This window comes from Pseudomonas sp. TYF_14 (assembly GCF_043105275.1).
GTDB classification, from domain to species: Bacteria; Pseudomonadota; Gammaproteobacteria; order Pseudomonadales; family Pseudomonadaceae; genus Aquipseudomonas; species Aquipseudomonas alloputida.
Genome location: NZ_JBICLK010000097.1, coordinates 47,702 through 73,942 on the forward strand (window position 1 = coordinate 47,702; position 26,241 = coordinate 73,942).

Sequence of the window (26,241 nt, forward strand, 5' to 3'; positions counted from 1 at the left end):
ACTGCCTTGGTGAAGTTTAGCTGTCTCCCTCGCTGCCACGACTGCTGCTAATTTTAGTGCGCCTAAGCATTCAGCGATTAACGTTCCGGAGGCAGCATGTCAGTAGAAAAAGTTGCGATCATCACAGCAGGTGGCAGTGGAATGGGCGCAGCAGCGGCACGGCGCCTGGCCGCTGACGGGTTCAAGGTTGGCATCCTGTCCTCCTCGGGCAAGGGCGAAGCCCTGGCTGCCGAGCTTGGTGGTATTGGCGTAACGGGTAGCAACCAGTCGGTTGAGGACCTGAAACGCCTGGTCGATGCCGTGGTGGAAAAGTGGGGGCGCATCGACGTGCTGGTCAATAGCGCCGGCCATGGTCCGCGCGCGCCAATCCTGGAAATCAGCGACGAAGACTGGCACAAGGGCATGGACACCTATCTGCTCAATGTCATTCGCCCGACTCGCCTTGTGACGCCCTGCATGCAGCGCCAGAAAGGGGGTGTGATCATCAACATTTCCACCGCCTGGGCGTTCGAGCCCAGTGAGCTGTTCCCGACGTCTGCAGTGTTCCGCTCGGGCCTGGCCGCATTCACCAAAATCTTCGCCGACCAATTCGCCGGGGACAACGTGAGGATCAACAACGTCCTCCCCGGCTGGATCGACAGCCTGCCAGCCACCGAACAGCGCCGCGACAGCGTGCCGCTCAAACGCTATGGCACCTGCGAGGAAATCGCCGCCACCATTGCGTTTCTCGCCAGCGAAGGCGCTGCCTACATCACCGGGCAGAACATCAAGGTCGATGGCGGCTTGACACGCAGCGTTTGATTGCCTGTCGGCCCGCAGGCCAGTCGACTGATCGGGCCAAGGCGATTACGCTGGCGCTTTTCCAACTGCACGGAAGCGCCAATGACAGAGGCATACCAAGGAAGCTGCTTGTGCGCAGCCGTCTCTTACCTGCTACTCACCCCACCCAAGGCAGTGAGCCACTGCCACTGCAGCCAGTGCCGCAAAAGTCACGGCGCCGCATTCGCTTCGTACGGCAGCATTCCGCGCAGCATGCTGCGAATACTGCGCGGCGCTTCCAGCATCAAGGCCTTTTCTTCATCACCGACGGTTACGCGCGAGTTCTGCACGGAGTGCGGCTCGACCTTGTTCTGGTCACGCGCCCAAGGTGAGTTTGCCGACTGGATTTCGATAGCGCTGGGAACGCTTGATACTCCGTTCCTGCCCAGGAAGCAGAAACATGTCCACGTCGACGCTGCTGCCCCTTGGTACTCACCCTGTAACCCTGACTCATAACGCTTGGCAGCACATCAAGCCACCCGATAGAGCAATCACGGCTAGGCACCTCGGTGCCTGAACAACGGATGCTAGCGCTTACCGCACCCTCCAGAGATTCCGTTCGTTGACTGACTCACAGCACAACCCTAGCTACATGAAACGGTTCGAAACCGTGCTTGCCTACATCGACAGCCACCTCGAAGGCGATCTGTCGGTAATTGCCTTGAGCCGCATCGCCAACTTCTCGGCGTTTCACTTCCATCGGCAGTTCACGGCCTACATGGGCGTTCCGGTTTCACGGTATGTGCAACTGATGAGGCTTCGACGCGCAGCGCATCAACTGGTCGCCTCGCCCGCGACGCCCATACTGGAGGCCGCATTCGGCGCCGGTTTCGAAAGCCCCGAAGCCTTTGCCAGAGCGTTCAAGCGCGCCTTCGGCATGGCGCCGAGCGCGTTCGCCAAGGCACCGAACTGGCAGGCCTGGAGTGCGGTATTCAATGTTCCTCACCGATCCAGGAGTATCACCATGCAGATCCGTATCGTGAATTTCGCCGAAACCCACGTGGCCGCGCTCGAACACCAAGGGCCGCCCGGCCTGGTCAGCGAAAGCGTCGCGCGTTTTCGCCAATGGCGCATGCAAAGCGGCCAGTCGCCTGTGGCCAGCAGCCGAACCTTCGGCATCCCCTACGACAACCCCGACACCACCCCGGCCCAAGCCTTTCGCTTTGCCGTGTGCGGCGAGATAGACGAGACAGTGCAGCCCAACGATTTCGGCGTGCATGAACGGGTTATACCGGCGGGGCGCTGTGCCGTGATCCGACATACCGGCTCGCCTGACTACATTGGCGAAACCATCTACCCGCTTTATCGTGACTGGCTGCCATCAAGCAACGAAGAACTGCGTGATCATCCGTTGTTCTTTCATTACCTGAGCGTGTACCCGGAAACGCCACTGGAGCAATGGCAGACGGACATCTACGTGCCGCTGAAATAGGCTGAGCCATGGACAGCGGGCGTAGCCAACTTGGCCGGCCCAGACGCATGGCCGGGCAACCGAGCCGGGGATCAGATACGTACCCTGGATGCCTCGCCATGCGTCTGGAGGCGTGTTTGCTTGCGATAAAAGGCGTGAATAGCCCACACCACCCCTACAAACAACAAGGCTGTACCAAGCGCTTCCATAGGAGACGGCCAGCGCTGGTTGATGAGCAGGCCCATCGTAGTTGCATAAATGGTCCCGCTGGCGATCAATTGCCCGCTCAGCGCCAGCGGAAGACGCCGCGTTGCGATTGACCATGCCCAGGCACCTGCAAGGGTGGCCCCTAACCCCTGAATCAGCCCACAGACGATCAGCGCCTGAGTACCTGCCAATCCGCTCGGATAGCTAGCGAAATGAGACAGTTTCAAGTACAGCCCAACCGGGATGAACGCCAGCATTTCGACGCTGCACATGAAGATCAACATGGCTGACCACAACATGGGAGACATGCTTGGGCGTCGAGCCAAAGCACTTTCATTCAACAGACCAAAACCGGTCCAGAATGCGATTGCCAACAACGATGCAAGCAACCCAAGCAGTAACGATGCGGTTGGGAGCACTGCCGCCGCACGGCTAGCATCAAACACGCTCAGATTGACCAGGCTGATGCCCAGACCCGCCACCAGCAGTGGCCCGGCAATGGCGCGCCAAGGCACGCTGGCGCTGCGCATGTTGCCGGCAATCGCGAGCACGATCGGTACTGACCCCATCATCACAGGGGGGATCACCGGCCCGGCTGCCAAGACCGCAGTGGTGATCAGGAAGAAGTAGCCAATGTATCCCAAGAAGCCCAGCAGTGCGGCACAGGCCCAGTCACTCAGTCGCAATTGCCGCACTTCGCTGCGGTAAACGAACAGCACCAGCAGGCTACCTAACCCGGCAAAGGCATAGCTCACCACCGCCAGGTCAAAAAGGCTGTAGTCACCGACCAGCCCCGGAAAAATGTAGAGCAGTGACCAGGAAAAGGTGGCGGCAATGGCCGCTAACAGGCCCAGGGTCATACGCTCTGCTCCTGCCTCTGAATCCAGCAATGAGCTATTTGCCGGGCAGTGTCGAATACCCGCATGTCCTGGCCCATCGCGCCGCTGACAAAACTGCCCTCCAGCAAGATAAACAGCCCTTGGGCAACTGCGTCGGGGTCGTTTATACCGGCGCTCATGGCCAAGGCAGCAAGGTTTTCGCGTATCCCTTGCTTATGCCTGCTCACTGCTAAATGCACGGGGTGGCTAAACTGGGGGAATTCAGCCGCACTGTTGACGAACAGGCACCCGCGCTCGCTATCTTTCAAAAGAAAGCGTTCATACAGATCGAAAAAAGCGAGCATGCCACTGACTGGCTCAGGATGCCTGGCCAGGGTGCGCGCTACCTCTTCACGCCAGCGTCGGTCACGCTCCTCAAGGCACGCCACTATCAGCGCATCCTTGGAGGGGAAATGGCTGTAGAGCGTCATTTTGGTAACTCCCGCCATCGCGGCAATGGCCGTTACCCCCGTCACGTATACACCTTGCAACAGAAACAGCTTCAGCGCGGCATCAATCAAACGCTCACGGGTATTGTCCAATTCAAGGCACTCCGGCAAAGGGACGGAGCTGACTATACTGACCGGTAAGATTCAGGCCGCATCCAGATACGACCTGAAGCATGGCCGCTACGACACAGAGCGCAGCAGCAAAACGCAGGCCTGGCCAATCAGAAACTTGCTACGCCAGCTAAGCGCCCCCTGTACTTGGGATGCGAATCTGGGCTGTGTGGCTGATCGTGCCGTCTACCTTCTTGCGAAACACCGCTTGGCCCAACGTGTCTTGGGCATGCCGGTGGCAACTGTGTTTACCGAGATCGATCCCGACCCGTGCTGACTCGCTCGTGATGATGGCCTCCAAAACAAAACACCCTGCGAAAGCTTAGCCCTCGCAGGGTGTGGGGGTGACCCGTTCATTTTAGCCCGGTCTACGCTGGGCTTTCGTGCACGCTAAAGCCGGTACTGCATGGATGCGGTCAAATCATCGATCATTTTTTGAAGAAGACCCGACAGCGTTGCTGAGGCCTTTCGAATTATGATCGCCTGGCGTCGTTCCAGAGATGGCCGTGGACTTGGCCAAACCGCGAGTGTCCTTGGAGTTAGCGACACCCGAGGTGGTGGTGCCATGACCGTTGTCGCTGTTGCGCGAGCTTCCGTAATGATTGCCGCTTACGCCATGATCGCGTGTCGCCTTTCCAGCGTGATCACTTCCAAGGCCCTTCCCGCTTCCACTATGCCCTCCCATGCCACCGCCCTGTCCGGCGCCGTTTCCACCGCCATGTCCGCCGCCACCGCCATGACCACCGCCGCCGCCGCCGCCGCCACCGCCACCACCACCACCACCACCACCACCCTTGGCATAGGCGGAACTGATCGGGGAGATATCGGCAGGCAAGAATGCCGTCATCCCGAGTGCCAATGCACAAGCAAAGACAGCAACCAAAGGTTTTTTCATTTTTTGTTCGGCTCCGGAGGCGCGAGTGGGTGGCTAAAGTGCGGATTGGACCTGACACAGACACCAAAGTTCTCGCATTCCGACAGACTGCCAGGGAAACGCCGATCACGTTCTCCCGAGCGCGTAATGAGCAACATCTCGACCGCGCCAGGCCCATTTTTCGGCCGATAGCGCGGCGTTCAACAACTAGCGGCGCCCCATCCACAGGTCCGACAGCGCAAACAACGTGGTCCGTTGTGCAGTGTTCTTGGCCAAGCCACGAAAGCGAGCCTTCACATAACCGAACTGGCGCTTGAGCGGACGACTGTGTCAGCACAGGTAGTCTGCCCCGTCCTGACGTGTTCGGAGAATCCTCGACCAACCAAGCAGGGCCGAGCCCGCCAGTGCTGACAGCCCTTGAGGTTCCGCCTTGCTATTGGCGTACCCCGCCGTCAGGATGGATGCTTCATCAGGCTTAAGGAGAGAGCCGTGTTTCCCATGAACGTGTGGTTCGCCTATACCGCCGCCTGCGTGCTGTTGGTGCTGGCACCGGGCCCTGACAACGTGTTGGCCATTGGCCGCGGTCTCAGCCAGGGTAAAGTCGCAGCGGCCGTATCCGGCATGGCGTCAGGCGCAGGCATTTTGTTTCACATTGCAGCCGCTTCGTTAGGCTTGACCCTGCTAATGCAAACCTCGGTGCTCGCATTTTGGGTGATCAAGCTCATGGGTGCCGGCTATCTGCTCTGGCTAGGGATCAAGGTTCTGCGCGCTCGTAGCCTGATAAGCCTCCAGCCGGCGTCCAGGCAATCTCTGTCCAGCATTTTTCTGACTGGTCTGCTTTCGGCTGCGCTCAACCCCAAGCCAGGTTTGTTCGTGCTGGCGTTCATTCCCCAGTTCGTCGACCCCGCACGCGGGTCGGTCAGCGTGCAGATGATGGTTTACGGCGTGTGGTTCGCCGCACTCACTGCATTAGGGTTTGCCTTGATGGGCATTTTCGCCACGGGACTGTCTCGCTACCTGTACCGGCGGCCACGGCTGGTGAATGGGCTGAACGTGGGCGCAGGCCTCACCTTCGTCGCGTCTGGCGTCTCGATTGCGGCGTTGAGCCAGAGATAGCAAGCAGGAGAAAGCGGCGGGGCTGCGTATGAGCCCCGCGTTTCATCACGATGCTGAAGCCTCGACGGCCAGCTTCGCATGGGTGTTCAGTTCCTCGGCGATGAAGGCCGAAATCATCGCCCGATAGACCTGTTCCACCACCTCAGCCGAGGCACCGGTTTCGTCAGCCATCTCACGAACCTTCTTGATCACTTGCTCGACCCGAGCAGGCGCACGCACATCATCGGTGGTTTTCTTGAAGCCCGCTGCTTGCGTCACGAGCCTTCCACGTTTGGCGAGAAGCGAAACGAGGCTGCGGTCGATTTCATCGATCCGTTGACGGACTTCGTCCAGAGAGGCGCAAGGTACATCCATTTGCTTGACTTCCTTTTCATGAGCCTGCGATGGATTGGAGCAGGCTGTCGTGGGTGATCGGGGCGTGCAGTGTAGCTGCTATGCCAGGTCTGCTTAACGCGCCTCAGAGGGTGTAACGCCGCAGGAATAACCCAATCCATTTCGAATAACCAGCTCACGCCTGCGTGGCGCAGATCGCGAAAATGCAGATCCTCCACACGAACCATCTTTCGCCCAGGCTCAAGCAGCCTGCTGGCGGGCGAATGTCTGGGACTCTTGGTAGACTAGGACACCCTTTTTCTTGAGGCGGATCTGGACGGTATAGCTAACCGTCGAATCGGCCTTTTTCCTTGCTCTGATCGTTGCCATGATTTCCGGTGGTACGAGCGTGAATGGCGGTGGTACATCGCACCACTGTCAAATCCAACACGCCCCCGGAAAATGGTACATAAATGCGTAGCCCAGAATGCTCCTAGAAAACGCTTCAAAGCCACAAACCAAGCGCCCTGAGCCGTCACGCCGCTTCAGCGTTGCCCCCATGATGGACTGGACCGACAGGCATTGCCGGTTCTTCCTGCGCCTGCTCTCCCGGCAAACCCTGCTCTACACCGAAATGGTCACCACCGGCGCCCTGCTGCACAACGACGCTCACCGTTTCCTGCGCCACGATGCTTCTGAGCACCCGTTGGCCCTGCAACTGGGCGGCAGTGTGCCGGCCGACCTGGCCGCGTGTGCGCGCCTGGCTGAAGAAGCGGGCTACGATGAGGTCAACCTCAACGTTGGCTGCCCGAGCGACCGGGTGCAGAACAACATGATCGGCGCATGCCTGATGGCTCACCCGGCGCTGGTGGCCGACTGCGTGAAGGCCATGCGAGATGCCGTATCGACGCCTGTCACGGTGAAGCACCGCATTGGTATCAACGGCCGTGACAGCTACGCCGAACTGAGCGACTTCGTCGGCCAGGTGCGTGAGGCCGGCTGCCGGAGTTTTACCGTGCATGCACGCATCGCGATTCTGGAAGGGCTGTCGCCGAAAGAGAACCGCGAGATCCCGCCGCTGCGCTATGACATCGCAGCGCAGTTGAAGAGGGACTTCCCGGACCTGGAGATCGTGCTCAACGGGGGGATCAAGACCCTGGACGAATGCCAGGCACACCTTGAAACCTTCGATGGCGTGATGCTGGGGCGCGAGGCGTATCACAACCCTTATCTGCTGGCCGAGGTGGACCAGCAACTGTTTGGCAGCGATGCGCCGGTGGTCAGCCGTAGCGAGGCATTGGCGCAACTGCGGCCTTATATCGTGACGCATATGGAAAGTGGCGGTGCGATGCACCACGTTACCCGGCATATTCTGGGGCTGGCCCAAGGATTCAAAGGGGCGCGGCGCTTCCGCCAGTTGCTGTCGGCAGACATTCACAAGGCGGCCGAACCCTTGGCGGTGTTTGACCAGGCCGTGGAGTTGTTGCAGGGGCGGTGACCTCAGAGGGAGGGAACCTCGGGCTTGCTTGCGACTCGAATCTTCACCTTTCGTACAGCCCTGTGCGGGCCAGCGGGTCCGCAGGGTTTCGGCGGCCCTTGAGCGGCTGTCGGGCCTCGGGTAATGTCGAGTAAATGCACAGGACAGAGCACGCCCATGACCTCCAAGCTGGAACAACTCAAGCAGTTCACCACCGTGGTCGCCGACACCGGGGACCTGGACGCCATCACCCGCCTGAAGCCGGTCGATGCCACCACCAACCCGTCGCTGCTGCTCAAGGCTGCTGCCATCCCGGGCTACGCCGATCTGCTCAAGCAGGTGAAGGCCGACGCCAAGGGTAATGTCGACCTGGCCTGCGACAATTTTGCAGTGGCGGTAGGCTCGGGCATTCTCAAGGTCATCCCGGGGCGTATCTCCACCGAGGTGGATGCACGCCTATCGTTCGATGAGCCAGCCCTGCTGAACAAGGCGCGTCAGCTGATCGCCCTGTACGAGGCGGCCGGAGTGGCAAAAGAGCGTGTGCTGATCAAGCTGGCCTCCACCTGGGAAGGCATTCGCGCCGCCGAGCAGCTGGAGAAGGAAGGTATCCAGACCAACCTGACCCTGCTGTTCTCCTTCGCCCAGGCCCAGGCTTGTGCCGATGCCGGGGTGTTTTTGATTTCGCCGTTCGTGGGCCGTATCTACGACTGGTACAAGAAGAGCACCGGCCAGGAATACGTGGGCGCCGAGGACCCAGGCGTGCAGTCGGTCACCCGCATCTACAACTACTACAAGGCCAATGGTTACAACACCGTGGTCATGGGCGCCAGCTTCCGCAATATCGGCCAGATCGAACAACTGGCCGGCTGTGACCGCCTGACCATCAGCCCCGAGCTGCTGCAGCAGCTGAGTGATGACCAGGGTGAATTGCCGCAGGTGCTGAAACCGGGCAACGCCGGTGAAGCCAAGCAGCACCTGAACGAAAGCCAGTTCCGCTGGGCGATGAACGAAGACGCCATGGGCACCGAGAAACTGGCCGAAGGTATCCGCCAATTTGCGCGGGACCAGGAAAAGCTGGAGAAGTTGATGGCTGAAAAGGCCTGATACAGTTCGTGGTTGCCTGACGGGCGGGAAGTGTTCAGTATTTTCCGCCCGTTTTGTTTGCCACGCCTTAGTTGTGTATTGAATTCTCGGGCCTGTTCGAGGGCAATCCCGCTCCTACACCGATCGATGTAAGGGCGGGCTTGCCCGCGAACAGGCCGCCATAGCCACCCGAGCTGTCGATGACCTCCCCTAACCCGTTGCCCCTCGTTCTCGCCGGCCCGGTACTGCGCCGCCTGGAACCCCAGCGTCTGGCCGTCTGGCTGGTCACTACCCAACCACTGCAGCCCGCGTTCGTCTGCATGGCAAGCGAGGCCCACGTCGATTGCCAGGTGGTGCCGATTGGCCGGCATGCCTACGTTCACCTGCTGGACATCCAATTCGCCAGCCCCCTGCCCTGCAACCAGCTGCTCGACTACGACCTGCTGATCAACGGCCAGGGTATCGCCGACTGGGCCCCACACCTGCTCTACCCCGGCAACCCACGCCCGAGCCTGGTGCTGCGTGAGCGCCTCGACCATTTGCTGCACGGTTCCTGCCGCAAGCCGCACCACCCTGCCGCCGACGGCCTGCTGTGCGCCGACCGGCTGCTGCAGGGGTGCAAGAAGCCCGAAGACCGCCCCGCCGTGCTAGTGATGACGGGCGACCAGGTTTACGCCGACGATGTCGCTGGCCCCATGCTGCGCGCCATCCATAGCCTGATCTCGCGCCTGGGCTTGTTCGACGAGCAACTGGAAGGTGCGGTGGTAGCCGACAGCCAGGCGCTGTACCAGCACCCGGCCAGCTACTACCACCGCGCCGACCTGCTGCCGGCGCTGGAACGCAACGACACCCTGCGCGAGCGTTTTTTCGGCGGCAAGCGCAAGCCGATCTTCTCGTCCAGCAACGCCGACAACCACCTGGTGACCTTCGCCGAAGTCATGGCCATGTACCTGTTGGTGTGGTCGCCGGTGCCCTGGCAGCTGGTGGACCTGGGAATCCCCAGCGGGCTCAGCGACGAGCATCAAGCCCGATACCAGCAAGAGCTGCCGCTGATCCAGGGGTTTGCCGACAATCTCGGTCAGGTGGCGCGGGTGATGGCCCACCTGCCCTGCCTGATGATCTTCGATGACCACGACATCACGGACGACTGGAACCTCTCGGCGCAGTGGGAGGAAACTGCCTACGGCCACCCATTCTCGCGAAGGATCATCGGCAACGCCTTGCTCGGCTACCTGCTCTGCCAGGCCTGGGGCAACAACCCGGACGATTGCAATCCGCTGATCAAGCAATGCCAGGTGCTGACCCGCCAGAACCAGGATGAGCTGATCGGCGAACTGTTGCGCTTCCAGGGCTGGCAGTTCAGCCTGCCTACAGAACCACCGCTGCTGGTATTGGACACCCGCACCCGCCGCTGGCGCAGCGAAAGCAACCTGGCCAAGCCGTCCGGCCTGCTGGACTGGGAAGCGCTGAGTGAATTGCAGCAAGCACTGCTCGATCATCCCTCGGCAGTCATCGTGTCACCTGCGCCGATTTTCGGGGTGAAGCTGATCGAGACGGTGCAGAAGGTGTTCAGCTGGCTGGGCTACCCGCTGCTGGTGGATGCCGAGAACTGGATGGCCCACCGCGGTGCAGCGCAGGTCATCCTCAATATCTTCCGCCACTCGCGCACGCCGGGGCACTACGTGGTGCTGTCGGGGGATGTGCATTATTCATTCGTGTATGAGGTGCTGATTCGCCACCGCCAACGCAGCCCGCACTTGTGGCAGGTGACCAGCAGCGGAATCAAGAACGAGTTCCCCCGGCGCTTGCTGGATGTGCTCGACCGGCTCAACCGCTGGTTGTATGCACCGCGCTCGCCGCTCAACTGGTTTACCAAGCGCCGAGAAATGGAGGTGGTGCCGCGTACGCCCAGCCACAGCAAGGCCGGGGAACGGCTGTGGAATGGTGCCGGGCTGGGACAGGTGTTTTTTGATGAACAGGGGCGGCCGGCGCGGGTGTACCAGCTGGATGCTGGCGGGGGTGAGGCTACAGAGTTTAAAAACCGGGCGTAGTGAGATTCAGAGTTTTTACAGCCTGTGCCGGCCTCTTCGCGGGTAAACCCGCTCCTACACCTGATTGGGGGTGGACACACATTGGTGTTTGGGCGCAGGCCGTCGTAGGAGCGGGTTTACCCGCGAAGAGGCCGGCACAGGCTATAGATCAGCTCCGCTCCAGCGCATTGACCAGATCATGGAAGGCTTCGCGGTTGGAGTCATTCAGGCCCATGAGGATCTTGTGCGCCTCCAGCACCTTGGAGCGCACCACCTCTTCATTCTGGTCCTGCGACGGCAAGTCGGTCAGGCAATCGGTGCAGGGTATCGGTCGATCGACGATGTTGAACACCTGATCGAAGCCCATCGACTGCAATAACCGTGAAATGTCCGGATTGGTAGTCACCACCGTCGGCAGCAGGCCCACCTTCTGTCGCGACAGGATCGACAGCTTCGCCAGCAGGCCCAGCGTGGTGCTGTCGATACTCTCGGTTTCAGTCAGGTCGATGACAATCGCCGAGAAGTTCAGCGCAGTGAAAATCTTCTCGATCGTCGCATCCAGCGCCGAACACAGGGTCAGGCGCACTTCACCAACGAATTTCAGTACGAAGGTACCGCTCTGCTCGGCGAACTGAATTCTACCGGTACTCATTGAAGGTTCCTGCTCAACACCAATAGGGCGATATCATCCGGCATCTCCCCAAGCGTAGCCAATCCAAATCGTTGACGCAGCCCATCCAGACTGCCACCTGCTGCCTTGACGATCTCCGGCAAGGCGGCTTCTTTATCTTTGAGCGTATCACCCGGCAAAAGGTCCAGAATGCCATCGGACATCAGGCTGAGGCTGAACTGCGGGGGTAGCTCCACCACCAAGTCCTGGTAGGTGGCCTCATCGAACAACCCCACCGGCAGGCCGCGGCCTTCCAGGTAGCGGCAATGTTCGGGGGTGTACAGTACCGGCAACGGCAAATGGCCGCCGACAGCGTAGGTCAGCAGGCCGGACTCTTCGTCGATCACCCCGCCGACCATGGTGACGTGCTTGCCCAGCTTGCTGTTGATCAGGCCGCGGTTGATGTGGCTGAGCACTTCAGACGGCTTGAACTCACGCATTCTGCTGCGCTTGAGCTCGAACATGAGGCGCGTGGTCATGAATTTCAACAGCACGGTGACAAAGGCCGACGACGCCCCATGCCCGGATACATCGGCGAGGTAGAAAGCAATGCGCCGCTCGTCCACGCGGAAATAATCGACAAAATCACCCGAAAGGTACAACGACGGGATGATCTGGTGCTCGAAGGCGAACTCGCCGGCCACCCAGGGGCTTTCCGGCAACATGTTCATCTGCACCTGGCGACCGGCGGTCTGGTCCTCCTGCAGCAGGTGCAGGCTGGCCTCCAGTTCGCGGTTGGCGGCTTCGAGCTTGTCGCGGTAGCGCTGGTTTTCCAGCACGAGGCGCGAGCGGTCGAGGGCGCGGCGCACCGAATGCTCGAGTACGGCCAGGTCTTCCAGCGGCTTGATGAGGTAGTCGGCGGCGCCCAGGCGCAACGCTTCCACCGCATCACTCATGACGCCGGCACCGGACACCACGATCACCGGCAACTGCGGCGCACGCTCGCTGACCTGACGGATCAGTTCGAGGCCGCCCATCTGCGGCATGCGCAGATCGCAGATCACGAGGTCGGGCTGGTGTTCTTCGAAGACCTGAAGCCCCTGCTGGCCATTACCGGCCTGGAGGACGCTGAAACCACTGTCTTCAAGATAGGCGGCGAGGCTGGCACGGACCACGTCGTCGTCATCGATGATCAGCAGCGTTGCACTGGTTTTCTGCATGTGGGCGAACGGCGCCGATTTAGGTTGGTGCAGCGGTGTCGGCAAGGCAGACGGCCAGCTACGGGAATTCTTTATGGTCACACTCTACTTGAGTTGTAGGACAAGAACACCTGCCCGGCAACTGTCAGAGGTACCTTGTAAGGCGCAGACGGTACTCCCATCCGGCAGGGGTTTCAAGCATGCTGGGGTCGACCTCGCCGCTCTTTACAGGGCAAATCACCGGGAGTTATAAGAAAGTCGACCAGCGCAACCCGACGGGAAGGATGCAGCATGCCCCACACGCCCTCCAGCCATAGCGAGAAACGCGACTTCATTCGCATGCGCATCGACACCGAGGTCAGCCTTTTGCACGAAGGCCAGGTGATTGCGGCGGTGTGCCTGGACCTGTCCAGCGGTGGCATGCAAGTGCAGGCGCCACAGCGCTTTCTGGTGGGTGATCAGATCGAGGTACGGATCGACTCCGACCATCCGGCGCTGAAAGGGCTGCATGCCAGCACCGAAGTGGTATGGATTGCCGACCAGCCGGGCGGGCAGCAGAAGTTCGGGCTGCGGATTCTGGCCATGCATTGAACCTGAGGCCGCTTTGCGGCCCCAGGTTCACAGATCAGAAGTCGTCTTCGACCTCGCCATCCTTCACCTTGAACTCGCGGTTTTGCAGGTAGGCATTGCGAATGAAGATGTACTTGTCACCCTGAATCAGCTTTTCGGCCGAGAGCAGGCTGGCGCGGGTGTCGATCAGGTCCAGCGCGAAGATCGAATTGCGCGTAGGCACGTGGTCGATGTAGCGATAGGGTTTGGTGTAGGTGTCCGGGTACTTGGCCACACCATCACGCACAGTGCTTGGGCCCAGCAGCGGGATGACCACATACGGCCCGCTCGGCACACCCCAGTAGCCCAGGGTCTGGCCAAAGTCCTCGTCGTTGCGCTGCAGGCCCATCTTGGTACCCACATCGAAGAAGCCACCCAGGCCGAAGGTGGTGTTGACGATCAACCGCGCCGTATCCACGCCCGCCGCATGCGGCTTGAGCTGCAACACGTTGTTGGCCAGGTTGGTCACGTCCCCCAGGTTGCGAAAGATGTTGTGGATGCCATCTTCGAGGAACTGTGGAGTGACCGCCTGGTAGCCCTTGGCCAATGGTTTGAGGGCATAGGTGTCGAGGGTGTCGTTGAAGCGGAAGATCGGGCGGTTGACCGCTTCCCAGGGATCTTCCTCGGTGGCGGCCTGGGTGGCTGCCGCGGGCGCCAGCAGCATGCTGGCGCAGACACAGGCCTGGGTGACTCGTTCGATCACACTGGCACCGATCCTACGCATAGATGTTTCTCCATCGAATTTCTTGGCCGCAAGCGCAACACGTCGCGCTGCTATCAAGGCGGCAGTATAGAGACTTGCGGGCTGATAAGCAGCCTTACACATTTTTGCTCAATATTTTGTGAACAACTGTTGCGCAGCGGGCGATGTCACAGGACGGTAACAATCAACGCATAGCCTTCGAACCATTTGGGGGAAGTTGCCATGGACACTGCGCCCGCCTTCACTGCTGTACTGTTCGGCTTGCGCGGCTGCCTGGTGCAGGCCACCCATGGCGCGCCATCACCCGCCCCCGGCGCCCTGGCCACCCTTGCCAGCCTGCGTCAGCGCCAAGTGCCGTGCATCTGGCTGGATGACCTCAATACCGCGCAAAGCGAACGCCTGGCCCATGTACTGCCCGACTGGCTGCCAGGGCATGCGGTCAATGGCGTGCGCTGGCCGGCGCCGAACGCTTGCTGGCAGGCACTGATGGCGCTGGACAGCGAGCGCCTGGATGGCTGCGTATTGGTCAGCGGCGACCCGCGCCTGCTGCAGTCTGGCCTTAACGCCGGCTTGTGGACAGTAGGCCTGGCCGCCTGCAGCCCGTTATGCGACCGCACTTCTGCGCAATGGCAAGCCATGAGCCCGCAAGAGCAGGATCTGGCGCGCAGCAAGGCGACGCTGGCGCTGTTCAGCCTGGGCGTGCACTCGGTGATCGATCATCTGGAAGCGCTGGACACCTGCCTGGTGGACATCGCCCAGCGCCGGCGCAAGGGTGAAAAACCCTGATACAGCCGTCTTGACGCGGATCATGCAAATCGGCAGCAGGTAGATTACCCTGAAGACAGGCCAGAACCTTTGCCACGTCGCCGAGGTCCATGGCTTGCCAAGCCATTGATGGAGAATAGCCAATGCCTGCCCGCGAATTGCAAGAGCGCCTGAACAGCTTGCGCGAGCAACTGGACCGCAACGTACCGCTTTCGGAAGAAGAGCTGGCCGCCCTGCACGAAGAGGCGCGCCAGATCGAGGCGCAACTGAAACTTGAAGAAGCCACGCCAGACAACAACCTGGTGGACGGCGTGAACCTGGCGATCGAACGCTTCGAGGCCGACCACCCCGACCTCACAGCCACCCTGCGCAGCATTGCCAACTCGCTGCACAGCATGGGGATCTGAAATAGCGGGGGCCGCAAAGCGGCCCCCCTGTATTACTGCCGGACCAGGCGTTTGTTATCCGGGCTGATCGCCCCGGTGCTGCGATACGGGTTGATGTCCAGCCCACCGCGGCGCACATAGCGCGCATAGACCGTCAGGTGCTCCGGCTGCAGCAGATTCTTCAAGTCCAGGTAAATCCGCTCCACACACTGCTCATGGAAGTCGGCATGCTGGCGGAAGCTGATCAGATAGGTCAGCAGGCTGGCATGGTCCAGCGCCCTGCCCTTGTACTGGACCACCACGCTGCCCCAATCCGGCTGGCCGGTGACCGGGCAGTTGGACTTCAGCAGATGGCTGTGCAGGGTTTCTTCCACCACCCGCTCCGGGTTGCAGCGCAACAGCTCTGGTTGCGGCTGCTCGTAGTTGCTGATGGCCACGTCCAGTGCATCGATGCACTGCCCCGGTAAAGCCACCACACCCTGGGCTTCAACCTCGGCCAAAGTGCGCACCTTCACCCCCACCGGCTTGCCGGCAGCGGCGGACAGGTCTTTTTCCAGGCATACCTGCAACGCGCCCAGCGAGGTGAACACCGTCTGGTTCAGCGAGTTGAGGTACAGCTTGAATGACTTGGACTCGATGATGTTTGGCGAATCAGCCGGGATGGCGAACTCGCCGATCGCTACCACCGGCTTGCCCGAAGGCAGCAGCCAGCTCAGCTCGAAGCAGTTCCAGTAATCCACCCCCTGCCAGGGCAAGGTCTGTGCAGTGACGCCCAGCTCGGCCCACTTGGCAGTGCGCGGGATCGGAAACAGCTGCTCCGGGGAGTAGGTGGCGAGGTATTCGCTGGACTTGCCCAGCGGGGAATGTTCGGCAGCGGGATGCATGGAAACTGACCTAGAGGTTCGAAAATGCCCCTAGTCTACCGGTTTTGCACCCCGCCTTGCAGAGCCAGTCACTCAATGGTCAATGCCCCGACCATACCCGCCTGGTAATGCCCCGGCACGTTGCATGCAAACTCGATGGGCGCCGATTGGCGGAAGGTCCAGGTCAGTTCGGCGCGCTGGCCGGGCATGACCATCACAGTGTTGCCACCCCCGTGACCATGGCCGTCACCATGGTCCATCATTTGGCCGTGGTTCATCATCTTGCCGTGATCCATACCTTCGTGGTTCATCGCCTCGGTGAACATCTTGCCTTGCATGGCGACCATTTCCTTCTGGTGTTCGGCATGCATGGCCTTGTCGCCCAGGTTGAATTCGTGCGGCAGCTTGCCCTCGTTGACCAGCAAGAAGCGCACCGTCTCGCCGGCTTTTACCTGCAGGCTTTTTGGCTCGAAGGCGATGTCCTTGAGCACCACGTTGACCGTACGGGTGGCCTTGGCCGCCGGGGCAGGCTCGCCAAAGGCGAAGCTCTGCGCCTGGCCAGCGAAAGCCGGCAGGCTGCCCAGGGCAAGGGTGGCGGTAATGAACAGGTGTTTCATGATGACTCCGGGAATACACAGCAGGATGAGGCCACATTAGCCGGGGGCGACTGGCAGCTACCTGACAGGCACATTACAACTTTGTCAGCTTGGGCGAGCGGGCACATCGTCACGTATCATTTCAGCCATCCTATTGCCCCTGTGCTAGCAGTAAAGCGACGCCATAGGCTACGCACAATCTTTCAGAATATGGACAGTGCATGAAACTGCTGATCGTCGAAGACCAGGCCCGCACCGGCCAGTACCTGAGCCAAGGCCTGAGCGAGGCCGGGTTTGCCACCGAATTGGCCACCGATGGCGAGACCGGCCAGTTCCTCGCCCTGACCGGCGACCACGACCTGCTGATCCTCGACGTGATGCTGCCCGGCCGCGACGGCTGGCAGATCCTTCAGGCCGTGCGCCAGGCTGGCCTGGATACGCCAGTGCTGTTCCTGACCGCCCGCGACGCCGTCGAGGATCGCGTGCATGGCCTGGAACTGGGCGCCGACGACTACCTGGTCAAGCCGTTCGCCTTTTCCGAGCTGCTGGCCCGGGTACGCAGCCTGCTGCGCCGTGGCACCAGCCCGAGCCAGGACACGATCCTGAGCCTGGCTGACCTGCGCCTGGACCTGATCCGCCGCCGCGCCGAGCGTGCCGGGCTGCGCATCGACCTGACCGCCAAGGAGTTCTCACTCCTTGAGCTGCTGCTGCGCCGCCAGGGTGAGGTGCTGCCAAAATCGCTGATCGCCTCGCAGGTGTGGGACATGAACTTCGACAGCGACACCAATGTGATCGAAGTGGCCATCCGCCGCCTGCGCCTGAAAATCGACGACCCGCACCCCAACAAGCTGATCCACACCGTCCGCGGCATGGGTTACGTACTCGAAGAGCGCACCGAGTGATGCGCCGGGTTTCCCTCGGCAGCCGCCTGGCCCTGCTGTTCGCCGCCTGCACCGCCACCGTCTCGCTGGGCGCCGGTCTGCTGTTCAGCCGGGCCAGCGAGCAGCACTTCGTCGAACTCGACCAACAACTGCTGGACTCGCGCCTGTCATTGTTTCGGACGCAACTGGCTGGCGTCAGCACGGCTGATGAGCTCCAGGCCCGCCTGCCTGCCCTGCGCGACGAACTGAGTCACCAGGCCGACCTGGCCCTGCGCATCAGCGCCAGCAATGGCGCCACCTGGTTCGAAAGCCGCAGCGGGCTGCCTCATGCAGCGCAGGCCACCGGGCTGGCCACCCTGCATGCGCCAGGCATCGACTACCGCAGCCTGTCCGTGCCCCTGACACAGGGCGCCATGCAGTCGCCGCGACTGACCCTGTACCTCGACATCACCCACCACCAGCACTTCCTGCAGGGCATGCAACGACTGATCTGGCTGACGGTCGGCCTGTCGGCGCTGACCACCGCACTACTGGGTGCCTGGGCCGCCCGCAGCGGCCTGCGCCCATTGCGGCAGATGGGCCAGGTGGCCGCCAGCGTGTCAGCGCGCTCCCTCACCACCCGTCTGCCGGTGGCGCAGATGCCCGAAGAGTTGGCCGAGCTGGCCAGCAGCATGAACGCGATGCTGCAGCGCCTGGACGATGCCTTCCAGCGCCTGTCAGCGTTTTCGGCCGATATCGCCCACGAGTTACGTACGCCGCTGTCCAACCTGCTGACGCACACCCAGGTCACCCTCACCCGCCCACGCAGCCTCGAAGAATACCGAGAGGCACTGCATGGCAACCTGGAAGAACTGCAATGGATGGCGCAGATGATCAACGACATGCTGTTTCTGGCCAAGGCCGACCACGGCCTGCTGGTACCGGGGGACGCGCCTTTGGCGCTGCATGACGAGGTGGATGCGTTGCTGGAGTACTACGCGCCTCTGGCAGAAGACAGCGACGTGCAGATGCTGCGCGAGGGTGAAGCGGTGCTGCACGGCGACCAGCATATGCTGCGCCGGGCGCTGTCCAACCTGCTGGACAACGCCATGCGTTTTACCCCGGCAGGAGGACAGATCAAGGTAACCCTGGGGCCGGGGCCGACGATCAACGTGGCCAATACCGGGCTGGCTATCGACCCGGTCGCGCTACCGCGGCTTTTCGACCGCTTCTACCGGGTGGACCCGGCTCGACGGGAAGGCAGCAGCGAGCATGCGGGGCTGGGCCTGGCGATTACCCGGTCGATCGTGCAGGCCCATGGCGGATGCATACGGGCGGAGTGCGAGGGTGGGTGGACCCGATTCGTGATCGAGTTCACTCAAAACCGGTAATCCTGGGGCGCTTTACGCCCCCAGGATCTCAGGCAGACATCAAACCGCCAGGCCAATCGCCGGCTGCACCTGCGACGCCCGGTAGGCCGGGTAAATGGTCGCCAGGAAACTCATCACCAGGCCGGCGGTGCAGATGATCGCCACATCCCCCCACTGCAATTGCGACGGCAAGCTGCTGACGAAGTACACATCCGACGTAAAGATGTGCTGCCCGCTCACCCGCTCCAGCCAGCCGACGATCTGGCTCACATTGAACGCCGCAATCACGCCCAGTACGCCACCAATCAGCGTGCCGACAATGCCGATCAGGCTGCCCTGGACCATGAACGTGCCCATGATCTGCGCCGGCGTGGCGCCCAAGGTACGCAGGATGGCAATGTCCGGCCCCTTGTCGTTCACCACCATCACCAGGGTGGCGATGATATTGAACGCCGCGACCGCGATGATCATCATCAGCAACAGGCCGATCATGGTCTTTTCCATCTTCATGGCGCTGAACAGGCTGCCCTGGGTATGCGACCAGTCATCGGCCCGGTAGGCGTCACCAAGCCCGGCAGCAATCGCCTTGGACACCTGCGGAGCGGCATACAGGTCGTGCAGCTTCAGGCGCACACCTTGCACCTCGCCTGGCGCCCAGCGCTGCATCTCGGCTGCATCAGCAACATGGATATAGGCCTGCGACCCATCCAGCTCGGCGCCAACCTTGAAGATGCCAACCACGGTGAGGCGCTGCATGCGCGGGGTGATGCCACCCGGTTCCTTGCTGATTTCCGGCACGATCAAGGTCAGCTTGTCGCCGGTGTTCAGGCGGAAGCGGCGTGCCGTCAGCTCACCGATGACCACGCCGAATTCACCGGGCTGCAAGCCCTGCAGGCGGCCCTGGACGATGTGCTGGCCAACGATGGAAACCTTGCCCTCCTCGGCCGGGTCGATACCACCCACCTGGATCGGCTGCATGGCGCCCTTGTACGACAGCATGCCTTCCATCTCGGTAATCGGCGCCACCGCCATCACCGCCGGATTCTTCATGGCTGCGTCGGCCACCTTGTGCCAGTCGTCCAGCGGCTGCACGCCCAGGATGGCGGCATGCGGTACCAGGCCGAGAATGCGCGAGCTCATTTCGCGCTGGAAGCCGTTCATTACCGACAGCACCACGATCATCGCCAGCACGCCCAGCGACAGGCCGATCATCGAAGTCATCGAAATGAACGAGATGAAGTGGTTGCGACGCTTGGCTCGGGTGTAGCGCGCGCCGATAAAGATGGGCAAGGGTCTGAACATGTACGAAATCACCCAATGGAAACAGGAAAACGGGGCAGCACCTGCCACCCCAGCAGTCGATCAGATGGCCACCAGGTGGCCATCGTCGAGCTTCAGCACACGGTCCATCTGCCGCGCCAGGTTGAGGTCGTGGGTGACCACCAGGAATGCCGTGCGCGAAGCGCTGGACAGCTCCTGCATCAGCTCCTGGATGCCTTGGGCGGTATGGTGGTCGAGGTTACCGGTCGGCTCGTCGAGCATCACCAGGCCTGGGCGGTTGACCAGCGCCCGGGCAATCGCCACGCGCTGGCGTTCGCCGCCGGAAAGCTCGGCCGGCTTGTGGTTCAAGCGGTGGCCCAGGCCTACCCGCTTGAGCAGCGCCTCGGCACGCTCCCGGGCCTCGGGGATGGGCGTTCGGCCGATCAGCAGCGGCATGCACACGTTCTCGATGGCGGTGAATTCCGGCAGCAGGTGGTGGAACTGGTAGACAAAGCCCAACTCGCGGTTGCGTAGCAGGCCACGGGCACGCTCGCCCAGTGCCGACAACTCTTCGCCAGCCAGCCACACGCTGCCCTGGGTCGGCCGGTCGAGGCCGCCCAGCAGGTTGAGCAAGGTACTCTTGCCCGAGCCGGAACTGCCAACGATGGCCACCCGCTCACCGGCCCGCAGTTCCAGGTTGAGCCCGGACAGCACCTGCACCGACTCCGGGCCCTCGTCGTAGGACTTGCCCAGGTTGCGGCAACTCAGAACGGCTTTATCACTCATGCGCGACTCACTCATAACGTAGCGCCTCTGCAGGCTGGGTGCGGGCCGCACGCCAGGCCGGATACAGGGTGGCGAAGAAACTCAGGACCAGTGCCGCTCCACAGACCATGTACACGTCCTGGGCCAGGATCTGCGACGGCAGGTAATCGATGAAGTACACGTCGGCGTTGAGGAACTTGTGGCCGATCAGTGTCTCGATGCTGGCGATCGCCGCACTCACGTTCAGTGCCGCGAAGATCCCGACCACGGCGCCGATCAGCGTGCCGATCACCCCGATCACCGTGCCCTGGACCATGAAGATGAGCATGATCTGCCCGGGCGTGGCGCCCAGGGTGCGCAGGATGGCGATGTCGCCGCGCTTGTCGTTGACCACCATCACCAGGGTGGAAATGATGTTGAACGCCGCTACCGCCACGATCAGCAGCAACAGCAGGCCGATCATGGCCTTTTCCATACGTATCGCCTGGTACAGGTTGCCGTGGGTACGGGTCCAGTCACGGCTATAGAATTCCTGGTCGCCCAGCTGCTGGGCGATGCTCCAGGCTACGCGCGGCGCCTGGAACAGGTCGTCGAACTTCAGGCGCAGGCCCTGGACCTGGTCGGGCTTCCAGCGGTGCAGGCGGGACAGGTCGCTGATGTTGGTCAGGCCCAGGTAGCCGTCGATCTCCCCCGCGCCAACGTGGAAGGTGCCAACCACGGTGAAGCGCTTCATGCGCGGGAACATGCCGGCGGGGGTCACGCTGACCTCTGGGGCGACGAAGGTGAGCTTGTCGCCGATGGCAACGCCCAGCTTGGCCGCCGCCTTGTCGCCGATCATGATGCCCCACTCGCCCGGCGCCAACTGGTCCAGGCGGCCTTGCAGGACGAAGTTGTCGATGATCGACACCTCGCGCTCGCGAGCGGGGTCGATGCCATTGAGCAGCACCTTCTGCACCTTGCCATCATGGGTCAGCAGGCCCTGCATCTGGGTGAACGGCGCAACCGCTACCACCTGCGGATTCTGCTTTACTTGTTGGGCAAGGGCCTGCCAGTCGGCAATGGGCTGGCCGCTCTCCAGCGTGGCATGGGGAATCATCCCCAACACGCGGGTGCGCATCTCATGGTCGAAACCGTTCATCACCGACAGCACCACGATCATTACCACCACGCCCAGGGCGAGGCCGATCATCGAGGTCAGGGAAATGAACGAGACGAAGTGATTGCGACGTTTGGCACGGGTATAACGCGTGCCGATGAATGCGAAAAGAGGTCTGAACATGTCGGGGCTTGTTCGGATGAAAGGGAACGTCCTTGTGGCGAGGCGCCTACGGCGGCTTTACACTCGGACCACCGCCGCTACCTTGGGTTCGCCATGACGACATTAGACGAAGAAGATCGCCGCGAATACTACCGCATCGAAGATCGGATCGCACTTCAAATAAGCCCCCTTAGCGCGGCCGAAGCCCTTGAACCAGATGTGTTGCAAGATGATTCGCCGCTGTTCAACCTGCTCAGCGAGCTGCACCTGGCCGACTTCGAGTCGCAACACCTGTTGCGCCAGCTAAGCGACAAGGACCGCACCCTCGCCGCGTTCCTGCGGGCACAGAACAAGCGCCTCGACTTGCTCAGCGCGGTGGTTGGGCAAACCCTGCTTGGCGAAGTCGGCGAGCCGCTGCCGGTGGTCATTTCCGAAGGCGGCATCGAATCCGTCCACGCCACACAGATTGCCCCCGGTACCCGGGTGAAAGTGAAAATGGTGCTGATGCCGCGCGCCCACGGCCTGCTGCTGCGCGGCAAGGTCACCCATTGCGACCCTCGCCCGGAGGGCGGCTTCGAGGTCGGTACCGAGTTCATCGACATGACCGACGCCCAACGACAACTGCTGGCCCGATACATCCTGCAGCGCCAGCAACAACAACGGCGCCAGCAGCTGGAACTGAACGACCCCGCCTCCTGAGCCAATTTTCCCTGATTTGAAGGAACGAACGTGACCCTGATCTACGGCCATCGCGGCGCCAAGGGCGAAGCACCCGAGAACACCCTGAAGAGCTTTCAGCAATGCCTGTCCCATGGCGTGACCCGCTGCGAGCTGGACCTGCACTTGTCATCCGACAACGAACTGATGGTCATCCACGACCCCACCCTCAAGCGCACCACGGGCCGGCGCGGCAAAGTGGTCGAGCACCCGGCCGCCGAACTGGTCAAGATCGATGCCCGCAAAGGCGGCCCGGGCCATGTGCAGCCCTGCCCGATCCCGAAACTGGAAGAGCTGTTCGAAAAATGCCCGTTCGAACACTGGCAACTGGAGGTGAAAAGCGCCTCGCGCACCCGCGCGGCCACCACCGTCCTGGCGATCCGCGAACTGGCCCAGCAATATGGCCTGCTCGACAAGGTGACCATCACCTCCAGTTCACGCGAAGTACTGGGCGCCGCACTGGAACTGGTGCCAGACGTGAAGCGCGGGCTGGTGGCCGAATACGCCTGGCTTGACCCGCTGAAAGTGGCACAGAACTACGGCTGCGAACTGCTGGCATTGAACTGGACGCTGTGCACCCCCGAGCGCCTGCTCAAAGCACAGGGCCAGGGTTTGCATGTGTCGGTGTGGACGGTCAACGAGCCGGCACTGATGCGCCGGCTGGCTGACTTTGGTGTGGACAGCCTGATTACAGACTTTCCCGGTTTGGCCAAGACCACCCTCGGGTAGGGTTGAAATCGGTCTCTCCGACCGGCTCAGGCCACCGGTCGGAGCCGCTCAAAAAAGCCGGTTCAGGCCGTCATAGGCAGCTACCCGATAGGCTTCGGCCATGGTCGGGTAGTTGAACGTGGTGTTGACGAAGTACTTCAGGTTGTTCTGCTCACCTGGCTGGTTCATGATCGCCTGGCCAATGTGGACGATTTCCGAAGCCTGGTAGCCGAAGCAATGCACGCCGAGGATTTCCAGGGTTTCGCGGTGGAACAGGATCTTCAGCATGCCCTGCGGCTCGCCGGCGATCTGCGCACGCGCCATGCTCTTGAAGAAGGCCTTGCCCACTTCGTACGGCACCTTGGCCTGGGTCAGCTCCTGCTCGTTCTTGCCGATCGAGCTGATCTCGGGAATGGTGTAGATACCCGTCGGCACGTCGTTGACGAAGCGCCAGCTGCCGTTATCGACAATGCTGCCAGCGGCCGACCGGCCCTGGTCATGGGCAGCACTGGCCAGGCTTGGCCAGCCGATCACGTCGCCGGCACCGTAGATGTTCGGCACGGTGGTACGGTAGGCCTCGTCGACCTCGATCTGACCACGGCTGTTCACCTTGATGCCGATGTTTTCCAGGCCCAGCTTGTCAGTGTTGCCGGTACGGCCGTTGCACCACAGCAAGGCGTCGGCCTTGATCTTCTTGCCCGACTTGAGGTGCAGGATCACCCCGTTGTCCAGGCCTTCGACGCGCTCGTACTCTTCGTTGTGGCGCACGGTGATGTTGTTGTTGCTGAAGTGGTAGCTCAGCGCCTGGGAAATTTCCGAATCGAGGAAGCTCAGCAGCTGGCCACGGTTGTCGACCAGCTCGACCAATACGCCCAGGCCACTGAAGATCGAAGCGTATTCGCAACCGATCACGCCGGCACCGTACACGATCAGCTTGCGCGGGGTATGGCTGAGGCTGAGGATGGTGTCGCTGTCGTACACGCGCGGGTGGTGGAAGTCGATGTCGGCCGGGCGGTAGGGGCGCGAGCCGGTCGCGATGATGATGTGCTTGGCGTTGAGCTTCTCGACCACGCCATTCGGGCACACCACTTCCACGGTTTGCTCGTCGGCAAAGCTGCCGGTGCCGACGAACACGTCGACGCGGTTACGGGCATAGTAGCCGGTGCGCGATGCGACCTGCTTGGCGATGACCTTCTCGGCGCTTTTCAGCACGTCCGGGAACGAGAACCAGCGCGGCTCGCCGATGGCACGAAACATCGGGTTGGTATTGAACTGCATGATCTGCCGCACCGAGTGACGCAGTGCCTTGGACGGAATGGTACCCAAGTGGGTGCAGTTGCCACCGACCTGGCGACGGTCATCGACCATCGCTACCTTGCGCCCTGCTTTGGCGGCGTTCATTGCCGCGCCTTCACCGGCCGGGCCGGAACCCAGCACCACTACGTCGTAGTTGTAGACAGCCATGCGTACTCCTTCAGAACTGGCCCGCAAGCCACGGTCGCTCGCGGGGCACGATCATGCCGCCGGGGCGCCATGAGAAAATTCGGGTGCAGTCTAATCAACCCTGAACGCCGCGCACATTAACCCTTGGTCGCGTCGTAGGCCAATTTTGCCCGCACTACATATGCTTCACCCATTCCCTGGCGGCAATCATCCCTGCTTGTGCTTTCACTGGCCTTTCACTGCCCGTTCGAACGCGGGCGTAGCTCGGGAGACGAAGCCTCCCTCTGCTCGAGTCACCAAAACCGCAGCCAGATCATGCGCCACGGCAAAATCCCAGCCTCGCTGTGGGCCCAGGATGAGCAGCAGCGTCGAATAGCCATCGGCCAGCAGTGCTGAGGCGTCCAGCACCGTAACGGCAGCCAGGTCATGTTCGACCGGGCGCCCGAGGCGGGCATCGAAGGTGTGCGAATAGCGCCGGCCATTCTGCTCGAAATAGTGCCGATAGTCACCCGAGGTTGATACTGAAAGGCTATTGACCGGGATGATCTGGCGGGCGATCTGACGGTCTTCGCGGGGCAGTTCCAGGGCAATACGCCAAGGGCTGCCGTCAGGCTTGCGACCAACCGCCTTCAGCTCGCCAGTGGCCTCGGCGACAAAACTGCTGACACCCATGGCCTGCAGGCGCGCAGCGATCAAGTCGACAGCATGACCGGCGACGATGCTGTTGAAGTCGAGCTGCACCGGGGCATCCTTGCACAGGGCTCGACCTTTGACGCGCAAGTGCTGGTAACCCACACGCTGGCGCACCTGGGCCAGTGCCTGTGGTTCGGGCACTTGCTCGTGACGGGCCTGAGGGCCGAAGCCCCACAAGTCGAGCAATGGCTCTACGGTGAGATCGAAAGCGCCATCGCTTTGCTCGGCAAGGTGCTGACCCAGGCTGACCAACGCGAGCATGTCAGGCGGCAGAGCCAGGCACTGGCCCGCAGGCAAGCGGTTGAACTGGCTTACGATGGAATCGCCGCGGTAGGTCGAGTAGTGGTGGTCGATGTCATGCAGGATGGTTTCCACCGCCATCTGCACCTGGGCCGGCAGCGGGCCACCAGGCTCGCGGACGTACTGGATGCTGTAGCTGCTGCCCATGGTCGGACCACCCAGGCGCTCCAGGGTGGGGCCTTGGTTGCAGGCGGTGAGTAGCAGCAGAATGAACAGTAGGGCTGTGCGCACAGTAGGGTTTCTCGGTTGCCGGTGCTGGCCTCTTCGCGGGTAAACCAGCCCCTACAGGGGCAGCGATAATCCTGTAGGAGCGGGTTTACCCGCGAAAGGGCCGGCACTGACAACACACATTCAGAATAAAAAAAACGG

The 26,241-nt window shown here is 61.6% G+C and carries 28 protein-coding genes and 2 pseudogenes; 14 read left to right on the forward strand and 16 right to left on the reverse strand.

Annotation, left to right across the window (positions count from 1 at the left end):
• Nucleotides 1-96: 96 nt before the first annotated feature.
• The 3 genes from ACF8O8_RS27210 to ACF8O8_RS27220 all read left to right on the forward strand — a co-directional run bounded on the left by ACF8O8_RS27210 (nucleotide 97) and on the right by ACF8O8_RS27220 (nucleotide 2,251).
• On the forward strand, nucleotides 97-801 hold the full coding sequence (locus tag ACF8O8_RS27210; RefSeq protein WP_392510882.1) for an SDR family oxidoreductase: 705 nt from the start codon (nucleotides 97-99) through the stop codon (nucleotides 799-801).
• Nucleotides 802-882: 81 nt separating this feature from the next.
• A complete protein-coding gene (locus ACF8O8_RS27215) occupies nucleotides 883-1,275 on the forward strand; it encodes a GFA family protein (protein ID WP_081273312.1) in 393 nt (130 codons plus the stop codon).
• Between the two features lie 136 nt (nucleotides 1,276-1,411).
• A complete protein-coding gene (locus tag ACF8O8_RS27220; RefSeq protein ID WP_392510884.1) occupies nucleotides 1,412-2,251 on the forward strand; it encodes a GyrI-like domain-containing protein in 840 nt (279 codons plus the stop codon).
• A 71-nt stretch (nucleotides 2,252-2,322) separates the two neighbouring features.
• On the opposite strand, the gene ACF8O8_RS27225 is transcribed toward ACF8O8_RS27220, so the two are convergent.
• The 4 genes and pseudogenes from ACF8O8_RS27225 to ACF8O8_RS27240 form a co-directional block, all read right to left on the reverse strand.
• Nucleotides 2,323-3,297 carry an EamA/RhaT family transporter gene (locus ACF8O8_RS27225; RefSeq protein WP_392510886.1) on the reverse strand — a complete coding sequence of 325 codons (975 nt, stop codon included), beginning with the start codon at nucleotides 3,295-3,297 and terminating at the stop codon, nucleotides 2,323-2,325.
• Nucleotides 3,294-3,857 (reverse strand): TetR/AcrR family transcriptional regulator, encoded by a 564-nt coding sequence (locus tag ACF8O8_RS27230; protein WP_392510888.1) that lies wholly within the window; start codon nucleotides 3,855-3,857, stop codon nucleotides 3,294-3,296. The genes ACF8O8_RS27225 and ACF8O8_RS27230 overlap by 4 nt, the downstream gene beginning before the upstream one ends.
• Before the next feature lie 439 nt (nucleotides 3,858-4,296).
• The gene (locus ACF8O8_RS27235; protein WP_392510890.1) at nucleotides 4,297-4,770 is read right to left on the reverse strand and encodes a hypothetical protein; all 474 of its coding nucleotides are present in this window, start codon (nucleotides 4,768-4,770) and stop codon (nucleotides 4,297-4,299) included.
• Nucleotides 4,771-4,956: 186 nt separating this feature from the next.
• Nucleotides 4,957-5,073 (reverse strand): annotated as a pseudogene (locus ACF8O8_RS27240) (IS5/IS1182 family transposase); the annotation flags it as partial.
• Between the two features lie 174 nt (nucleotides 5,074-5,247).
• Between ACF8O8_RS27240 and ACF8O8_RS27245 the strand changes: the two are divergent.
• Nucleotides 5,248-5,865, forward strand: a complete 618-nt coding sequence (locus ACF8O8_RS27245) for a LysE family translocator (RefSeq protein WP_392510928.1) — start codon at nucleotides 5,248-5,250, stop codon at nucleotides 5,863-5,865.
• Nucleotides 5,866-5,910: 45 nt separating this feature from the next.
• Here ACF8O8_RS27245 and ACF8O8_RS27250 read toward each other — a convergent pair whose 3' ends face one another.
• Nucleotides 5,911-6,219 (reverse strand): chorismate mutase, encoded by a 309-nt coding sequence (locus tag ACF8O8_RS27250; protein ID WP_392510892.1) that lies wholly within the window; start codon nucleotides 6,217-6,219, stop codon nucleotides 5,911-5,913.
• Nucleotides 6,220-6,441: 222 nt separating this feature from the next.
• Nucleotides 6,442-6,567, reverse strand: a pseudogene (locus ACF8O8_RS27255) (site-specific integrase); the annotation flags it as partial.
• Between the two features lie 97 nt (nucleotides 6,568-6,664).
• Here ACF8O8_RS27255 and dusA point away from each other — a divergent pair.
• The 3 genes from dusA (at nucleotide 6,665) to ACF8O8_RS27270 (ending at nucleotide 10,788) form a co-directional block, all read left to right on the forward strand.
• A complete protein-coding gene (dusA, locus tag ACF8O8_RS27260; RefSeq protein WP_392510894.1) occupies nucleotides 6,665-7,675 on the forward strand; it encodes a tRNA dihydrouridine(20/20a) synthase DusA in 1,011 nt (336 codons plus the stop codon).
• A gap of 156 nt (nucleotides 7,676-7,831) precedes the next feature.
• A complete protein-coding gene (gene tal / locus ACF8O8_RS27265) occupies nucleotides 7,832-8,758 on the forward strand; it encodes a transaldolase (protein ID WP_392510896.1) in 927 nt (308 codons plus the stop codon).
• Between the two features lie 179 nt (nucleotides 8,759-8,937).
• A complete protein-coding gene (locus tag ACF8O8_RS27270; protein ID WP_392510898.1) occupies nucleotides 8,938-10,788 on the forward strand; it encodes an alkaline phosphatase D family protein in 1,851 nt (616 codons plus the stop codon).
• A gap of 148 nt (nucleotides 10,789-10,936) precedes the next feature.
• Here ACF8O8_RS27270 and rssC read toward each other — a convergent pair whose 3' ends face one another.
• Nucleotides 10,937-11,419, reverse strand: coding sequence for an anti-sigma factor antagonist RssC (gene rssC, locus ACF8O8_RS27275; RefSeq protein ID WP_161774733.1), 483 nt, complete (start codon nucleotides 11,417-11,419; stop codon nucleotides 10,937-10,939).
• Nucleotides 11,416-12,597, reverse strand: a complete 1,182-nt coding sequence (rssB, locus tag ACF8O8_RS27280; protein ID WP_010953151.1) for a two-component system response regulator RssB — start codon at nucleotides 12,595-12,597, stop codon at nucleotides 11,416-11,418. Before rssB ends, rssC begins: the two co-directional genes overlap by 4 nt.
• 270 nt (nucleotides 12,598-12,867) lie before the next feature.
• On the opposite strand from rssB, the gene ACF8O8_RS27285 reads away from it, so the two are divergent.
• The gene (locus ACF8O8_RS27285; protein WP_014859666.1) at nucleotides 12,868-13,167 is read left to right on the forward strand and encodes a PilZ domain-containing protein; all 300 of its coding nucleotides are present in this window, start codon (nucleotides 12,868-12,870) and stop codon (nucleotides 13,165-13,167) included.
• Between the two features lie 34 nt (nucleotides 13,168-13,201).
• On the opposite strand, the gene ACF8O8_RS27290 is transcribed toward ACF8O8_RS27285, so the two are convergent.
• Nucleotides 13,202-13,909, reverse strand: a complete 708-nt coding sequence (locus tag ACF8O8_RS27290; protein WP_064491079.1) for a VacJ family lipoprotein — start codon at nucleotides 13,907-13,909, stop codon at nucleotides 13,202-13,204.
• A 201-nt stretch (nucleotides 13,910-14,110) separates the two neighbouring features.
• Here ACF8O8_RS27290 and ACF8O8_RS27295 point away from each other — a divergent pair, with 201 nt between their 5' ends.
• A complete protein-coding gene (locus ACF8O8_RS27295) occupies nucleotides 14,111-14,674 on the forward strand; it encodes a hypothetical protein (RefSeq protein WP_012053149.1) in 564 nt (187 codons plus the stop codon).
• 122 nt (nucleotides 14,675-14,796) lie between these two features.
• Nucleotides 14,797-15,060 carry a DUF4404 family protein gene (locus ACF8O8_RS27300; protein WP_003248815.1) on the forward strand — a complete coding sequence of 88 codons (264 nt, stop codon included), beginning with the start codon at nucleotides 14,797-14,799 and terminating at the stop codon, nucleotides 15,058-15,060.
• 32 nt (nucleotides 15,061-15,092) lie between these two features.
• Here the strand turns inward: ACF8O8_RS27300 and queF are convergent, their stop codons facing one another.
• Both queF and ACF8O8_RS27310 read right to left on the reverse strand, forming a co-directional pair.
• Nucleotides 15,093-15,923 (reverse strand): NADPH-dependent 7-cyano-7-deazaguanine reductase QueF, encoded by an 831-nt coding sequence (queF, locus tag ACF8O8_RS27305; RefSeq protein ID WP_392510901.1) that lies wholly within the window; start codon nucleotides 15,921-15,923, stop codon nucleotides 15,093-15,095.
• A 68-nt stretch (nucleotides 15,924-15,991) separates the two neighbouring features.
• Nucleotides 15,992-16,519, reverse strand: a complete 528-nt coding sequence (locus tag ACF8O8_RS27310) for a plastocyanin/azurin family copper-binding protein (protein ID WP_010953146.1) — start codon at nucleotides 16,517-16,519, stop codon at nucleotides 15,992-15,994.
• Nucleotides 16,520-16,719: 200 nt separating this feature from the next.
• On the opposite strand from ACF8O8_RS27310, the gene cinR reads away from it, so the two are divergent.
• Together cinR and cinS are read left to right on the forward strand one after the other, a co-directional pair.
• Nucleotides 16,720-17,400, forward strand: coding sequence for a two-component system response regulator CinR (gene cinR / locus ACF8O8_RS27315; protein ID WP_010953145.1), 681 nt, complete (start codon nucleotides 16,720-16,722; stop codon nucleotides 17,398-17,400).
• Complete coding sequence (gene cinS / locus ACF8O8_RS27320; protein WP_392510903.1) at nucleotides 17,397-18,749, forward strand: two-component system sensor histidine kinase CinS; 1,353 nt, start codon at nucleotides 17,397-17,399, stop codon at nucleotides 18,747-18,749. The genes cinR and cinS overlap by 4 nt, the downstream gene beginning before the upstream one ends.
• 39 nt (nucleotides 18,750-18,788) lie before the next feature.
• On the opposite strand, the gene ACF8O8_RS27325 is transcribed toward cinS, so the two are convergent.
• The 3 genes from ACF8O8_RS27325 to ACF8O8_RS27335 are packed head-to-tail and all read right to left on the reverse strand — an operon-like array spanning nucleotide 18,789 to nucleotide 22,032.
• Nucleotides 18,789-20,030, reverse strand: a complete 1,242-nt coding sequence (locus tag ACF8O8_RS27325) for a lipoprotein-releasing ABC transporter permease subunit (protein WP_392510905.1) — start codon at nucleotides 20,028-20,030, stop codon at nucleotides 18,789-18,791.
• 60 nt (nucleotides 20,031-20,090) lie between these two features.
• Nucleotides 20,091-20,774, reverse strand: coding sequence for a lipoprotein-releasing ABC transporter ATP-binding protein LolD (gene lolD / locus ACF8O8_RS27330; protein ID WP_172830932.1), 684 nt, complete (start codon nucleotides 20,772-20,774; stop codon nucleotides 20,091-20,093).
• A 7-nt stretch (nucleotides 20,775-20,781) separates the two neighbouring features.
• The gene (locus tag ACF8O8_RS27335) at nucleotides 20,782-22,032 is read right to left on the reverse strand and encodes a lipoprotein-releasing ABC transporter permease subunit (protein WP_392510910.1); all 1,251 of its coding nucleotides are present in this window, start codon (nucleotides 22,030-22,032) and stop codon (nucleotides 20,782-20,784) included.
• A gap of 93 nt (nucleotides 22,033-22,125) precedes the next feature.
• Between ACF8O8_RS27335 and ACF8O8_RS27340 the strand changes: the two genes are divergently transcribed.
• Nucleotides 22,126-22,710, forward strand: coding sequence for a PilZ domain-containing protein (locus ACF8O8_RS27340; protein ID WP_010953140.1), 585 nt, complete (start codon nucleotides 22,126-22,128; stop codon nucleotides 22,708-22,710).
• A 30-nt stretch (nucleotides 22,711-22,740) separates the two neighbouring features.
• Nucleotides 22,741-23,457, forward strand: coding sequence for a glycerophosphodiester phosphodiesterase family protein (locus ACF8O8_RS27345; RefSeq protein ID WP_003248799.1), 717 nt, complete (start codon nucleotides 22,741-22,743; stop codon nucleotides 23,455-23,457).
• A 48-nt stretch (nucleotides 23,458-23,505) separates the two neighbouring features.
• Here ACF8O8_RS27345 and sthA read toward each other — a convergent pair whose 3' ends face one another.
• On the reverse strand, nucleotides 23,506-24,900 hold the full coding sequence (gene sthA / locus ACF8O8_RS27350) for a Si-specific NAD(P)(+) transhydrogenase (protein WP_010953139.1): 1,395 nt from the start codon (nucleotides 24,898-24,900) through the stop codon (nucleotides 23,506-23,508).
• Between the two features lie 204 nt (nucleotides 24,901-25,104).
• On the reverse strand, nucleotides 25,105-26,103 hold the full coding sequence (locus ACF8O8_RS27355; protein ID WP_010953138.1) for an FAD:protein FMN transferase: 999 nt from the start codon (nucleotides 26,101-26,103) through the stop codon (nucleotides 25,105-25,107).
• Nucleotides 26,104-26,241: the final 138 nt, after the last annotated feature.

Excerpts from the sequence above, each read along its gene's own strand:
- ACF8O8_RS27210 (WP_392510882.1), top strand. The coding sequence starts at position 97 with ATGTCAGTAGAAAAAGTTGCGATCATCACAGCAGGTGGCAGTGGAATG.
- ACF8O8_RS27215 (WP_081273312.1), top strand. The coding sequence starts at position 883 with ATGACAGAGGCATACCAAGGAAGCTGCTTGTGCGCAGCCGTCTCTTAC.
- ACF8O8_RS27220 (WP_392510884.1), top strand. The coding sequence starts at position 1,412 with ATGAAACGGTTCGAAACCGTGCTTGCCTACATCGACAGCCACCTCGAA.
- ACF8O8_RS27225 (WP_392510886.1), bottom strand. The coding sequence starts at position 3,297 with ATGACCCTGGGCCTGTTAGCGGCCATTGCCGCCACCTTTTCCTGGTCA.
- ACF8O8_RS27235 (WP_392510890.1), bottom strand. The coding sequence starts at position 4,770 with ATGAAAAAACCTTTGGTTGCTGTCTTTGCTTGTGCATTGGCACTCGGG.
- ACF8O8_RS27245 (WP_392510928.1), top strand. The coding sequence starts at position 5,248 with ATGAACGTGTGGTTCGCCTATACCGCCGCCTGCGTGCTGTTGGTGCTG.
- ACF8O8_RS27250 (WP_392510892.1), bottom strand. The coding sequence starts at position 6,219 with ATGGATGTACCTTGCGCCTCTCTGGACGAAGTCCGTCAACGGATCGAT.
- dusA (WP_392510894.1), top strand. The coding sequence starts at position 6,665 with ATGCTCCTAGAAAACGCTTCAAAGCCACAAACCAAGCGCCCTGAGCCG.
- tal (WP_392510896.1), top strand. The coding sequence starts at position 7,832 with ATGACCTCCAAGCTGGAACAACTCAAGCAGTTCACCACCGTGGTCGCC.
- ACF8O8_RS27270 (WP_392510898.1), top strand. The coding sequence starts at position 8,938 with ATGACCTCCCCTAACCCGTTGCCCCTCGTTCTCGCCGGCCCGGTACTG.
- rssC (WP_161774733.1), bottom strand. The coding sequence starts at position 11,419 with ATGAGTACCGGTAGAATTCAGTTCGCCGAGCAGAGCGGTACCTTCGTA.
- rssB (WP_010953151.1), bottom strand. The coding sequence starts at position 12,597 with ATGCAGAAAACCAGTGCAACGCTGCTGATCATCGATGACGACGACGTG.
- ACF8O8_RS27285 (WP_014859666.1), top strand. The coding sequence starts at position 12,868 with ATGCCCCACACGCCCTCCAGCCATAGCGAGAAACGCGACTTCATTCGC.
- ACF8O8_RS27290 (WP_064491079.1), bottom strand. The coding sequence starts at position 13,909 with ATGCGTAGGATCGGTGCCAGTGTGATCGAACGAGTCACCCAGGCCTGT.
- ACF8O8_RS27295 (WP_012053149.1), top strand. The coding sequence starts at position 14,111 with ATGGACACTGCGCCCGCCTTCACTGCTGTACTGTTCGGCTTGCGCGGC.
- ACF8O8_RS27300 (WP_003248815.1), top strand. The coding sequence starts at position 14,797 with ATGCCTGCCCGCGAATTGCAAGAGCGCCTGAACAGCTTGCGCGAGCAA.
- queF (WP_392510901.1), bottom strand. The coding sequence starts at position 15,923 with ATGCATCCCGCTGCCGAACATTCCCCGCTGGGCAAGTCCAGCGAATAC.
- ACF8O8_RS27310 (WP_010953146.1), bottom strand. The coding sequence starts at position 16,519 with ATGAAACACCTGTTCATTACCGCCACCCTTGCCCTGGGCAGCCTGCCG.
- cinR (WP_010953145.1), top strand. The coding sequence starts at position 16,720 with ATGAAACTGCTGATCGTCGAAGACCAGGCCCGCACCGGCCAGTACCTG.
- ACF8O8_RS27325 (WP_392510905.1), bottom strand. The coding sequence starts at position 20,030 with ATGTTCAGACCCTTGCCCATCTTTATCGGCGCGCGCTACACCCGAGCC.
- lolD (WP_172830932.1), bottom strand. The coding sequence starts at position 20,774 with ATGAGTGATAAAGCCGTTCTGAGTTGCCGCAACCTGGGCAAGTCCTAC.
- ACF8O8_RS27335 (WP_392510910.1), bottom strand. The coding sequence starts at position 22,032 with ATGTTCAGACCTCTTTTCGCATTCATCGGCACGCGTTATACCCGTGCC.
- ACF8O8_RS27340 (WP_010953140.1), top strand. The coding sequence starts at position 22,126 with ATGACGACATTAGACGAAGAAGATCGCCGCGAATACTACCGCATCGAA.
- sthA (WP_010953139.1), bottom strand. The coding sequence starts at position 24,900 with ATGGCTGTCTACAACTACGACGTAGTGGTGCTGGGTTCCGGCCCGGCC.